Genomic DNA, 13,158 nt, shown 5'->3' with positions numbered 1-13,158 from the left:
TTATGAATAAATTGAAAAGCTGTATATTGCTTATGCTTTTGACACTTTTTTCTGCAGTGTTTTATAGTAATGCATATGCAGATAATGCTATAAATCTCACTATAAAGACTGAAATAATAAATGCGTCTGAAGCCGGTGTCGGTAACCGTACATTTTCATATGAGGTATTAAAGGTCGGTGAAATGTATGATACCTATGCGACATGGCCGGGAAGGCAGCCTTACATACCTAAGAATCCTCAAAGCAGGACTATTCAGGTTCGTAATGGTGCAACAACCACAATTTCATTTCCATGGATGAGTGGAAATGAAAGGTTGTTTATATTTAGGAGTTTATCAAGTACTGATGAACATCTAAGTTTTGCGGGAATGCAGTTTGACAACAACCTGACAAGTTATACATATAATGATAAAGGTAAGGCTACTGTAGCTACTACACCGCCTAACTGGGCAAGAATAATAAATGATAACGGTTCAGCAACAGTTACTTTAAAGTTCAGATATAATCCTGACATTGATGCTTTACCGGAAGCTCCGGATCCGAATCCTTCATATAAAAAACAGATAGACTATCTGGGAGACGGCGGCAACAATCCTGATACAGCACTCAGGGGGGAGAATGATTATAGGATTTATCTTGATGTAAATACTGAATCTCAGGCGGCTGAGACTAATAAAGATATAATATTTGTACTTGACGTTAGTAATTCAATGAATGCGGCGTTTTCAGGTGCTTCAAGGCTTGAGCAAATGAAGAAGACGGTTATGTCTTCGCTTGGACCGCTTACGCAAAACCCACATAACAGGATATCAATTATATCCTTTCATACAGATGTAGATGTGCTTATTACAAATTCAGGTAATAAAGCTAGTCTTGAAAACATTGTAAGAAATTTGAAATTACCGGCAATGCATGGTGTGCAGGGTGGAGGAACAAATTACTATGATGCTCTTGCAAAAGCAGGCACTGAAATCAGAAAGATTACCGACCCCAGCAGAGAAAGTGTTATATTCTTTTTAAGTGATGGTGAGCCTACAGGTGCTAAACCTGCTGTAACTGCCTTCGGATATGATAAGGCGGCAGATATAGCACTGGCGTATGCACTTCATTCCGCAAAAAGCTTCCCTCAGGTTGACAGGTTCTTTTCAGTGTTTATAGGTGGTAATAAAGGAGCGGCTTCAACACTTCAGACTGTTACACAGTATATTAATACCAGAAAAGAAAAGTTTATGGTGCAGTCGGTGGATGCCGATCAGCTTAATAAGACATTCAGCAGATTTTTATCAAAGGTTGGCAATTCTTTATCCAATCTGGAAATAAAAGATACTTTATCAGAATACGCAACATATGCAGGAGAAGCTAAACTTGTAAGAATAACAAATGGTCAGACCTACACGATGACACAGGGAAGTGAGTATACTCTTTCATATGATGCCGGCTCAAAGACGATAAAGGCAAAACTTAAAGTAAATACAATGCCAAGTTCTCGCTATGTATTTTCATTTAATGTAAATCCGAGTGCAAAGGCAGTTGCAGATTATGCGGCAACTAAAAGCTATCCGCATACAGGTGATGTTGAAACCGACTATGTAGGAAATACAACAAGTGCCGGTAAGCCGGGATTCTATTCAAATAATAATGCGGTTTTAAGCTATGATTTTGCAGGCGGAAAGCATGCTGAAAAAACATATAATAAACCTGTATTACAGGTTAACCTGGGAAATACAACACCTGAGGACATACCTGCAAATCAGCAGATAGAGGTTAATAAGGTACTTCAGGGCTCAAAAACTCTTGAGGCTGATATGTTCAGCTTTGATCTTTTCTCAGTAACCAAGGATGCGGGCGGACAAGAGGTTGAAACTCTGATTGAAACTGCAAAGAACGATGCTTCCGGTAAAGTTAAGTTTAGGATGTTAGGATATAACAGCCCGGGTGAGTTTATTTACAGAGTAAAAGAGGTTATACCGCAGCCTAAGATGCCGGGTATGACATATGATGAGCATGTTTTGACTGTGAAAGTAACTACTGATTGGGATGGCAGAAGGCTTGTTGTAAAAGACTTTTCATACAGTACAGAAGACGGAGGCAATACCTTTACAAATGAGTATAAGGCAAAACCGGTTGAAGTGAGGTTAGATGCTAAAAAGATACTGGTTGGCAGTCCTGTGCCATTGCAGGCTAATGACTTCCAGTTCAGAATGTCATCCGGAGAAGCCGGTCAGTATAGCGGACCGCTTCCAAATCCTTCCACTGTGGGCAATGATGCTTCAGGAGATATTAAATTTAATCCTATAACCATAGAGGCTGAAGGGCATTATGTATATAAGATTAACGAGGTATTGCCCAACCCGAGCAATCCGAATATAATGTATGCTACAAATACGGCAATAATAACTGTAGATGTAACTGATGTTAATGGAGAGCTTAGCGCAGCTGTAAATTATGCAAATTCAAATGAATTTACAAATACTTTCCGGTATAGCCCCGAGTCTGCAAGCATAAAGCTTAAAAAGATCACCAAGGGTATGAATTTAAGTAGTGGAATGTTTACTTTTGTGCTTTTAGATGACAACGGTAATGAGATCGACAGAACAACAAATGGAGGTTCGGCAGATGTCGGTTCGGCAGGTGATATATTGTTTAACAAGAGCTTCGGCGAGGTGGGAGATTTTGAATACAAGGTAAAAGAGCTTTCTAATAGGGATTCTGTTAATGTACTGGATAGTGAATATCCTTACATAACATTTGATACTACGGTATATACGATTAAGGTACATGTAGATAAAGATCCGGCTGACTTATTAAGACTTAAGGTTGATGTTGAATACCTTGATGATAGCGGCAATCCGATCAGTGATCCTACATTTATAAATACATATAAGATCAAGGGAGTCAGAGATTAACAGCGGCTTCTTTAGATAAATTTTTCTAAACTGTTATATATTTTGAGTTCAAAGTATTCTAAGATGTATTATTTTGAAGCCAAAGTATTGTTAAGCAATAGAATTTAAATACAAAAAAGGAGTATACGGTCTTAAATATATTTGTACTGTATACTTCTTTTTTAATATATCAATACTGGACAAAATGCAAATATGCGGATATAATTAGTGAACCGGCATATTAAATTTTATATTTGTTATATTATAAAATAGATATTGCCGATAAAAGAGCTATATATATTATATAAGTTTTTGAAGTAAAATGGTGATATTTTGTATAAAAAAGAGATATTAAGAAGTCTTGCATTGGTATCACAATTAGGTTTTACGGTAATTACGCCTGTACTTTTATGTACTTTTTTAGGAACATGGATTGACAGAAAGTTTAATACCGTACTAACTTTACCATTGGTCATAATAGGTATTGCCGCCGGCATAAATTCGGCATATAGACTTGTAAAAAATTATCTGTTGTTGCTGAAAAAAGAGGAGCAAAATCTGGAGTATACCGCACAGAAAAATGCTTCGGATAAACAAGAGGAAGTACATGTTCCTAAAATAAAGAGCCGTATTTTTAAAGACTGACAAAGGATATAATCATAGTATGGGCAGATTATTAAAAAAGACGATTTTGGAAATCAGTATAGGGATTATACTGTATGAACTTATTTTATCAGTTGTTTTTATAATATTTTCCGATATGATCGGATATACCAGATCATCACTTTTAGCAGGAACTGCCGTAGGAACTGTAATGTGCTTTGCAGTTTTAATAGATATGGGACTTACAGCTGAAGATGCGGTTGCAAGTACAAATGAAAATTATGCAAGAAATAAAACAATAATACATATGTTTGCAAGAAGGATTATTATAATTGCGGCAGCCGTTATATTTTGGAAAAGCAGTTATGTTAATATTGCGGCTATGATATCTGCACTTTTAGGATTAAAGCCGGGTGTTTATATGCAGCCGTTTTTTTCAAATATGTTAAATAAAAAATATAATAAAAAGTAATTTATAAAGTAATCTATTATGAAATGATTTATAAAGGCTTTTATTATTTATTTAGAAGAATAATACGAGGAGGAAAAAGTATGGTTTTTGAACATTTGGCTCCGCTAATGCTGACTGAAAGCGGTGCAGATTTTATGATACATGGTGTATATAAGTTCAGCTTGATGGGAAAAGAAATCTGGATTACAACAACCACAGTATCAACATGGGTAGTGTGCATCATACTGATAGTTTTTGCCATATTTGCCAGAAAGACGATACTTAATGCATCCGATGTTCCGGGACCGTTTCAGAATATACTTGAGATTATGGTAGAAGGACTTGAGGGCATGACACAGGGTGTACTTGGAGATAATGCATACAGGTTCATAAACTATATAGGTACAATTTTTCTGTTTATACTCTTAAGTAATCTGAGCGGACTTTTAGGTATGAGGAACCCTACTGCGGACTATGGCGTTACTTTTCTTTTAGGTATATTTACATTTATAATAGTACAGTATCAAGGGCTTAAAAATAGAAAACTTAAGCATTTTACTTCACTTTTTGAACCTTTGCCGCTGCTTTTCCCTATAAATATTATAGGAGAGTTTGCAAATCCGCTGTCTATATCATTGCGTTTGTTTGCGAATTTACTTTCGGGCGTTATTATGCTTGGTCTTTGGTATGGTATGATGCCAATACTCCTTAAAATAGGATTGCCTGCATTTTTGCATATATATTGCGATGTATTTTCGGGATGCATACAGACCTATGTATTTTGTATGCTTACAATGGTTTATATAGGTGATAAGCTCGAATAAATAGATAGTTACAATAATCAGGTGTGCAAATCTGGTTTTTATAATAAGATGTATTTGCTGTTGCAGCTGATATGTCATTGTTACAGATATTGGTATTATGCAGCGGTTTATTGACTTTTTTAATTGTCCGCTGATTAATATAAAAGCGTTTATGAACGCAATATTTAATACTAGGAGGATTATATTTATGAATTTAACAGGACGTGATTTTATATATGGCTGTTCTGCAATAGGTGCAGGGCTTGCTATGATAGCAGGTATAGGACCTGGAGTAGGACAGGGTATTGCAGCGGGTCATGGTGCAGCTGCAGTCGGACGAAACCCGGGTGCAAAGGCTGATATTACACAGACTATGCTTTTAGGACAGGCAGTTGCTGAAACAACCGGTCTTTACGGTCTTCTTGTAGCTATGATCCTTATGTTTGTAAAACCCTTTAAATAAAATAATTTATTAAAGTTTGATACAGGATTGCTGCGGCTTTTGCTTCTCGCAATCCTTGCAAAAATATTCGTAATTCGCTCATTTTTTTATAAAAAATGGCTACTTACTCATATTTTTTGCCAAAAGATAATAGATTCTCTTGCAAGCAATTGCATCGAATTTTTATACTTTTGACACTTGTATCATAAATTTACATTATATAAATTTTAGTGCCGGCAATCCCGGCATTAAAGCAATATAGGACATAAGGAAGGAAGACGGGACTTTGAATTATTTAAATCAATTAGTAGAACATGGTCTTTTTTCTCTGCCTGCCGCAATTGTACAGTCAGATGGAGGTGGGATAAGCAGACTTATTGAATTTGATCTCCAGTTTTTGGCAGATGCGGCTTTTACAGCTATAAGTGTTCTTGTTCTTTACTTTCTGCTTTCCTACCTGCTTTTTAATCCGGTAAGAGATTTTCTTAAAAAACGTAGGGAACGCATTGCCGGTGAACTTGATGAGGCGGCATCTAAATTAAAATCTGCCGGTGAATTAAAAGCGGAATATGAGGCAAAAATCAAGGATATACGCATTGAAGCTGATCGTATACTTGAAGATGCAAGGAAAAAGGCAAAGGCTAAAGAAGAAGAGATAATAAATAATGCACGGGCAGAAGCTGCAAGGATCACCCAGAGAGCATCAAAAGAGATAGAGCTTGAGAAAAGAAAAGCTCTTGATGATGCAAAGCAGGAGATAGTAAGTATATCTGCACTTATGGCACAGAAAGCCATTGCGTTGTCAATTGATAAAAAAATGCATGCGGAGCTTATAGCAAATACTTTAAAGGAAATGGGTGAAGGAACATGGCAAGGCTGATATCAAAGGTATACGGCGATGCACTTTTTGCCACTGCATATGAAAAAAGCAGCATAGATACTGTTTATGAAGAAATATTGTTTTTAAAACAGGTATTTGAACAAAACAGTGTTTTAAAAAGGTTTTTTGACTCTCCTAAGATAAGCATAGAGGAAAAGATTGACACTGTAAAGGCTGTTTTTAAAGAGCAGCTGTCAGAGGATATCATTGCCTTTTTAGTAACCGTAATTGAAAAAAGCAGACAGTCTGAGTTTACGGTTATATTTGATTATTTTATAAAAACGGTAAAAGAGTATAAAAAAATAGGTGTAGCATATGTGAGTTCAGCCTGTGAGCTTGAGTTTGAACAAAAAAAAGCCATTGAAGAAAAACTTCTTGCAACTACTGACTATACAAGTTTTGAGATGCATTACAGTATTGATGAAAGTCTTATGGGCGGAATGGTGATACGAATAAATGACAGAATTGTCGATTCAAGCATAAAAACAAGGCTGAATGATATAAAAAGGAAGCTTACAGGCATACACATGACATAGAATCTAAAAGGAAAGCAGGTTGGGAAGCTAAATGAATTTAAGACCGGAAGAAATCAGTTCAGTTATAAAAGGTCAGATTGAAAAATATTCAAGCAGGCTTGAAGTATCTGATGTGGGAACTGTTATACAGGTGGCAGACGGCATAGCGAGAATACATGGTCTTGATAATGCCATGCAGGGTGAACTGCTTGAATTTCCGAGGGAGATTTACGGTATGGTTTTAAACCTTGAGGAGGATAATGTAGGTGCTGTACTTTTAGGAGACAGCAGCGGCATAAGTGAGGGAGATACTGTAAAGACTACGGGAAGGGTAGTTGAAGTACCGGTGGGAGATGCACTTACCGGACGTGTTGTAAATGCACTTGGGTTGCCGGTAGACGGTAAAGGACCTGTGCAGACCGACAGATACAGAAGAATTGAGAGAGTTGCACATGGAGTTATTGATAGAAAATCAGTTGATACTCCGTTACAGACAGGTATAAAGGCGATAGATGCGATGATCCCCATAGGAAGGGGGCAGAGAGAGCTGATAATAGGAGACAGGCAGACAGGAAAGACTTCGATAGCGGTTGATACCATAATCAACCAGAAAGGTCAGAATGTACACTGTATTTATGTGGCAATAGGTCAAAAAGCTTCAACTGTCGCATCGATAGTTAAGACTTTTGAGGATTATGGTGCTATGGATTATACGACAGTGGTTGTATCAACTGCATCTGAACCTGCACCGCTCCAATATATAGCACCCTACTCAGGATGTGCTATGGGAGAAGAATGGATGGAAGCCGGAGAGGATGTACTTGTAATCTATGATGATTTGACAAAGCATGCTGCTGCGTACAGGACACTCAGCCTTTTGCTTAAAAGGGCTCCGGGACGTGAGGCATACCCAGGTGATGTTTTTTATCTTCATTCACGTCTCCTTGAGAGGGCATCAAAGCTTTCAGATGAGCTGGGAGGAGGTTCACTTACAGCATTGCCTATAATTGAGACTCAGGCAGGTGATGTTTCTGCATATATACCTACCAATGTCATATCAATAACTGACGGGCAGATATATCTTGAAACGGAGATGTTTAATGCGGGTTTCAGGCCTGCTATAAATGCGGGACTTTCAGTATCAAGAGTAGGCGGTGCCGCACAGATTAAGGCTATGAAAAAAATTGCGGGACCCGTGAGAGTTGAGCTTGCACAGTACAGAGAGCTGGCATCATTTGCACAGTTCGGCTCAGAGCTTGATGAGGCTACCGCCAATCAGCTTGCACAGGGTGAAAGGATAAGGGAAGTTTTAAAACAGCCTAATTTTAAGCCTATGCAGGTTGAATATCAGATAATTATAATATATGCGGTTACAAGAAAGCTCTTGCTTGATATAGAGGTAGGAGATATAGCGGAATTTGAGGAGAAGCTGTTCAGATTTATAGATTCACGCTACCCTGAAATCCTGACTGAGATAAGGGAAAAGAAGTCCGTAAGTGAGGAACTTGAAAAGAAGCTTACACAGGCTGTTGAAGAATGCAAGAAAGCATAAGGGAGGTGGACCTGTATGGCTTCAATGAAGGAAATAAAGCGCAGAAGAGGCAGTATACAAAGCACGAAGCAGATTACAAAAGCAATGAAGCTTGTATCTACCGTAAAGCTGCAAAAAGCAAGACAGAAGGCTGAAAAATCAAAACCTTACTTTAATCTTATATATGAGACTATAGCTTCAATACTTTCTAAAAGTGCAAATCTTGACCACAAATATTTAAAGAAGAATGACGGCAAAATGGATGCTGTGGTGGCAATTACTTCAAACAGAGGGCTTGCGGGAGGATATAACAATAATATAATAAGACTTGTTGAACGTTCCTTTAAAAAAGAACAGGCATTTATATACAGTATAGGAAAAAAAGGAAAAGATGCTCTTGAAAGGCATGGTTATAATATAGCCGGTGATTATGCGGAGGTCATTAACGAACCTTTGTATAAGGATGCCGAAGATATAACTGAGCTGCTTTTAAAAAGATATGAGGCAGGAGAGATTTCTGCGATATATATAGCATATACTAATTTTAAAAATACTGTTGTGCATATACCTACACTTATAAAGCTTCTTCCTCTTGATGCAGATGAGATTCAATCACAGCAGAAAGAGGGCGATATAAGTACAGACGGTGCCATTATGAATTATTCTCCAAATGAAGAAGTGGTTCTTGATGAAATAGTGCCTCAATACATTGCATCAATTATATTTGGTGCATTACAGGAGGCGGCAGCGGCTGAAAACGGTGCAAGGATGAATGCTATGGAAAATGCAACAAATAATGCAGATGAGCTTATAGACAAGCTAAGTCTCCAATATAACAGAGCAAGACAGGGAGCTATTACACAGGAGCTTACTGAGATAGTTGCCGGAGCAAATGCAATAGAGTAGGCGGCTTTTTGTTTTTAACTTATTATAAAAATAAAAAAAGTGAATTTATAAAGGAAATATAAAGTAAAAAAGTAAAGGAGAAATGTAGATGGCGCATCAAAATACAGGCAGAATCACACAGATTATAGGTGCGGTTCTTGATATAAAATTCAGCCAGGGGCATCTCCCGCAGATAAATGAGGCAGTAAAGATAGATAATATGGGAGTGATGCTTACGGTTGAGGTTGCACAGCATTTAGGTGATGATACTGTAAGATGTGTTGCCATGGGTTCAACTGACGGCCTCAGAAGGGGAATGGAAGCGGTTGCAAGCGGAGCGCCTATATTGGTGCCGGTAGGTGAGCAGACACTCGGTCGTATGTTTAATGTGCTTGGAGAAGTAATTGACAGTAAGCAGCCGCCGGAGGTTCAGGAATACCTTCCTATACACAGGAAGGCACCTTCATTTGAAGAACAGTCAACTCAAGCAGAAATATTTGAAACAGGTATAAAGGTTGTTGACCTTCTTTGTCCATATCAAAAAGGAGGTAAAATAGGACTTTTTGGCGGTGCCGGTGTAGGAAAGACAGTGCTTATACAGGAGCTTATAAGAAATATAGCGACAGAGCATGGAGGATATTCGGTATTTACCGGTGTAGGTGAGAGAACCAGAGAAGGTAACGATCTTTATTATGAAATGACGGATTCAGGAGTTATAAATAAAACTACGCTTGTATTCGGTCAGATGAATGAACCTCCCGGTGCACGAATGAGAGTGGGGCTTACAGGTCTTACTATGGCAGAATATTTTCGTGATAAAGGCGGCAAGGATGTACTTTTATTTATTGACAATATATTCAGATTTACACAGGCAGGTTCCGAGGTTTCGGCGCTTTTAGGACGTATGCCTTCAGCAGTAGGTTATCAGCCTACTCTTCAGACTGAGATGGGTACGCTTCAGGAGAGGATAACATCAACAAAAAACGGTTCAATAACTTCAGTACAGGCAGTTTATGTGCCTGCGGATGACCTTACGGACCCTGCACCTGCCAATACTTTTGCACATCTTGATGCAACAACGGTACTTGATCGTGCCATAGTTGAACAGGGTATATATCCTGCGGTTGATCCGCTTGCATCAACATCAAGGATACTTTCACCGCATGTGGTGGGAGATGAGCATTATACAACTGCCAGAAATGTACAGAAGGTACTTCAAAAATACAAAGAGCTTCAGGACATTATAGCGATGCTCGGTATGGATGAGCTTTCAGAGGATGACAAGCTTACGGTTTCAAGGGCAAGGAAGATACAGAGATTTTTATCTCAGCCGTTCTTTGTCGCTACTCAGTTTACAGGACTTGAAGGTAAGTATGTTCCGCTTTCTGAAACTATAAGGGGATTTAAGGAGATTCTTGAAGGTAAACATGACGATATAGCCGAACAGTTTTTCCTTAATTCAGGAACAATAGATGAAGTTTTGGAGAAGGCTGCACAAAAATAGGGGGTTCTTATGGAAAATACTTTTAAACTAAGGATAATAACTCCTGATGAAGTCTTTTATGAGGGCGATGTCTATATGGTTGAGTTTAATACCATACAAGGTAGAATAGGTGTTTATGCAAAGCATATACCTATGACCACTGTGATATATCCGGGAATTTTAAAAATACATGAAGGGGGCAAAGTAACATCTGCGGCACTTATTTCAGGCTTTGTACAAATACTTAAAGAGAGCGTTACAATAGTTGCCAAGGCGTGTGAACGTCCCGATCAGATAGATGAAGAGCGTGCAAGGCAGGCAAAGGTAAGGGCACAAAGAAGGCTCTCGGAAAAAGGCAACATTGATATGGCAAGGGCTGAACTCGCACTGGTAAGGGCACTTGTCAGACTTGAAGCAAAAAATAAGCATTAAAATTTATAATGTTGTATTTTTATGTAAAAGCCTTATAAAAAAAATAATAAAAGTTTAAGAATTTAGTATTTATAAAATACAGTAAAAAAGATATACTTATGAAGTAAGATTCGATGTATATCTTTTTGTGCTTTTATATAACAATTATAATTTGGAGGGTTTTGTAATGAAGCTTGTTATACAAAGAGTAAACAGCGCAGAGGTCGCAGTCGATGATAAAACAGTAGGTGCCATTAAACAAGGTCTAATGGTACTTGTAGGAGTATCAAAGGATGATGATGAAAATACGGTTGATAAATTCCTGGCAAAACTTATTAAACTCAGGATTTTTGAGGATGAAAATCATAAGACTAATTTATCTATATCAGATGTAGGCGGTGAACTTCTTTTGGTATCTCAATTTACACTGCTTGCTTCATGCAGGGATGGTAACAGACCCAGTTTTATATATGCAGGAGATCCAAAACGTGCCGAACAGCTGTATGAATATATGATTATAAAAGCAAAAGAAAGCGGTATTAAGGTTGAGCAGGGCAGGTTTGGAGCTGATATGAAGGTAAGTCTGGTAAATGACGGTCCGTTTACAATAGTCCTAGATGAAAGAGATATAAAATAAATACGAGGAGGGAATATATGGATTTATATAAGATTATGATTGTAGATGATGAATCTGAAATAAGGAATGCAATTAAAAATACAGTTGATTGGGAAAAAGCGGGATTTGTAGTGGTTGATGATGCTGAAAACGGTCAGGATGCACTTGAAAAACTTGAATCAAAAGAGCCTGATGTGATAATGACGGATATACGTATGCCGTATATGGACGGTTTGGAGCTTGCCAAGGAGGCAAGAAAGCTCTATCCATCACTTAAGATAATAATATGCTCAGGGTATAATGATTTTGAATATGCCAAGGAAGCAATAAAGCTTGGAGTATCCGAGTATGTACTTAAGCCGATAAGCAGTGAAGATATTTTAGAAATATTGCTTAAAGTTAAGACAAGGCTTGATGATGAGAGATCAAAAAGTCGTGATATTGATATCTTAAGAAATAATTATAAGGCAAGTATACCTATATTAAGGGGACAGTTTTTAAACAATTTGATAGCCGGAAAGGCATTAAGGGATGAGATTGATGAAAAGGTTAAAAAGTATTCCATAGACCTTACGCCTGCGGCTGCATGGGTAGTTTCTGTAATTGATATAGAAGATACTGAAAAAAGTTATATGGATAAGGAGCTTATACCCGTATCGGTACAAAAGTTTATAGAGGACAGACTTTGTGAAGATTACAAATATTGTATTTTTACTTCATCACAGGATGCCAGACTTGTAATGATTGCCGGGCTGAATGAGAAGCATATGGAGGATGAGTTTGTTGATACACTCAGGAATATATGTAAAGGCAGCAACAAAGTACTTGGAGTATCAATTACAATAGCAGTAGGAAGTACCTGCAGCGAACTCTATGATGTTACATATTCATATGCAGATGCATTAAATGCACTTGGTTACAAAAATGTAGTAGGCGGAGGAGATATACTGTATTTCCGTGATGTTGAGCCTGTAAACCTTGGTATTCTCAAATTTACCGACAGAGATGAAAGTGATTTAACCTATTCTATAAAATTCGGTACGAAGGAAAGTGTATATTATGTAACTGATGCGATACTTGGCAAAATGGAATCTGCAAAGGTTCATACAAGCCAGTATCATGCATATATGCTTAGTGTGGCAAATTGTATAGTACAGCTTATGCAGCAGTATGAGATTAATTTTGATGTTGTAAATTCACAAGATTCAGGTGAATATACCGATATACTTGAAATAATTAAAAATATGGAAGAATTTAAAATATGGTTTAAATCTATAAGTATAAAAATCCATGAATATATGCGTGAAAAGCGTGAGAATACTACAAAGAGGGTTATTGAAGAGGCAAAACGCTATATACAGGCAAACTTTACAAACCCCGATCTCTCACTTGAAATGATATGCAAAGAGCTGCATATGAGCACGGCATATTTTTCAACCATATTTAAAAAGGAAACCGGACAAAGTTATATAGGCTATCTTACCGAGCTTAGACTTAAACTTGCTATGGATCTTTTGAAAAATACAGATAAAAAAACCTACGTTATTGCAGGTGAGGTGGGATATCCGGAACAGAACTATTTCAGTTATGTATTTAAAAGAAAATTTGGAATGAGTCCTACTAAATTCAGGTCAGGAGATAAGAAAGCTTAAT

The 13,158-nt window shown here is 37.5% G+C and carries 13 protein-coding genes; all 13 read left to right on the top strand.

The window, feature by feature from the left end:
- Positions 1–2: 2 nt before the first annotated feature.
- The 13 genes from HMPREF9333_RS06800 (at position 3) to HMPREF9333_RS06740 (ending at position 13,157) form a co-directional block, all read left to right on the top strand.
- A complete protein-coding gene (locus tag HMPREF9333_RS06800; RefSeq protein WP_040882469.1) occupies positions 3–2,906 on the top strand; it encodes a Spy0128 family protein in 2,904 nt (967 codons plus the stop codon).
- Positions 2,907–3,218: 312 nt separating this feature from the next.
- Positions 3,219–3,530 carry an AtpZ/AtpI family protein gene (locus HMPREF9333_RS12575; protein ID WP_005540876.1) on the top strand — a complete coding sequence of 104 codons (312 nt, stop codon included), beginning with the start codon at positions 3,219–3,221 and terminating at the stop codon, positions 3,528–3,530.
- Between the two features lie 19 nt (positions 3,531–3,549).
- Positions 3,550–3,960 carry a hypothetical protein gene (locus tag HMPREF9333_RS06790; protein WP_005540875.1) on the top strand — a complete coding sequence of 137 codons (411 nt, stop codon included), beginning with the start codon at positions 3,550–3,552 and terminating at the stop codon, positions 3,958–3,960.
- An 80-nt stretch (positions 3,961–4,040) separates the two neighbouring features.
- Complete coding sequence (atpB, locus tag HMPREF9333_RS06785) at positions 4,041–4,763, top strand: F0F1 ATP synthase subunit A (protein WP_050798118.1); 723 nt, start codon at positions 4,041–4,043, stop codon at positions 4,761–4,763.
- 187 nt (positions 4,764–4,950) lie between these two features.
- A complete protein-coding gene (gene atpE / locus HMPREF9333_RS06780) occupies positions 4,951–5,205 on the top strand; it encodes an ATP synthase F0 subunit C (protein WP_005540871.1) in 255 nt (84 codons plus the stop codon).
- A 265-nt stretch (positions 5,206–5,470) separates the two neighbouring features.
- Entirely contained in the window at positions 5,471–6,064 is a 594-nt protein-coding gene (gene atpF / locus HMPREF9333_RS06775; RefSeq protein WP_005540869.1) for a F0F1 ATP synthase subunit B, read from the top strand.
- On the top strand, positions 6,052–6,600 hold the full coding sequence (gene atpH / locus HMPREF9333_RS06770; RefSeq protein ID WP_005540867.1) for an ATP synthase F1 subunit delta: 549 nt from the start codon (positions 6,052–6,054) through the stop codon (positions 6,598–6,600). Before atpF ends, atpH begins: the two co-directional genes overlap by 13 nt.
- A 31-nt stretch (positions 6,601–6,631) precedes the next feature.
- Positions 6,632–8,131 (top strand): F0F1 ATP synthase subunit alpha, encoded by a 1,500-nt coding sequence (atpA, locus tag HMPREF9333_RS06765; protein WP_005540865.1) that lies wholly within the window; start codon positions 6,632–6,634, stop codon positions 8,129–8,131.
- 15 nt (positions 8,132–8,146) lie between these two features.
- Complete coding sequence (gene atpG, locus HMPREF9333_RS06760; protein ID WP_005540863.1) at positions 8,147–9,016, top strand: ATP synthase F1 subunit gamma; 870 nt, start codon at positions 8,147–8,149, stop codon at positions 9,014–9,016.
- Between the two features lie 88 nt (positions 9,017–9,104).
- Positions 9,105–10,499 carry a F0F1 ATP synthase subunit beta gene (gene atpD, locus HMPREF9333_RS06755; RefSeq protein ID WP_005540861.1) on the top strand — a complete coding sequence of 465 codons (1,395 nt, stop codon included), beginning with the start codon at positions 9,105–9,107 and terminating at the stop codon, positions 10,497–10,499.
- Positions 10,500–10,508: 9 nt separating this feature from the next.
- Entirely contained in the window at positions 10,509–10,910 is a 402-nt protein-coding gene (atpC, locus tag HMPREF9333_RS06750) for an ATP synthase F1 subunit epsilon (RefSeq protein ID WP_005540859.1), read from the top strand.
- Positions 10,911–11,076: 166 nt separating this feature from the next.
- Complete coding sequence (dtd, locus tag HMPREF9333_RS06745; RefSeq protein WP_005540857.1) at positions 11,077–11,526, top strand: D-aminoacyl-tRNA deacylase; 450 nt, start codon at positions 11,077–11,079, stop codon at positions 11,524–11,526.
- Between the two features lie 17 nt (positions 11,527–11,543).
- Entirely contained in the window at positions 11,544–13,157 is a 1,614-nt protein-coding gene (locus HMPREF9333_RS06740) for a response regulator (RefSeq protein WP_005540855.1), read from the top strand.
- The last annotated feature ends 1 nt before the right edge of the window (position 13,158 follow it).

It is taken from the genome of Johnsonella ignava ATCC 51276 (genome assembly GCF_000235445.1).
Classification (GTDB): domain Bacteria; phylum Bacillota; class Clostridia; order Lachnospirales; family Lachnospiraceae; genus Johnsonella; species Johnsonella ignava.
The sequence above is the reverse complement of the archived record's forward strand: the minus strand, read 5'-3'. Positions and strand labels throughout refer to the sequence as shown.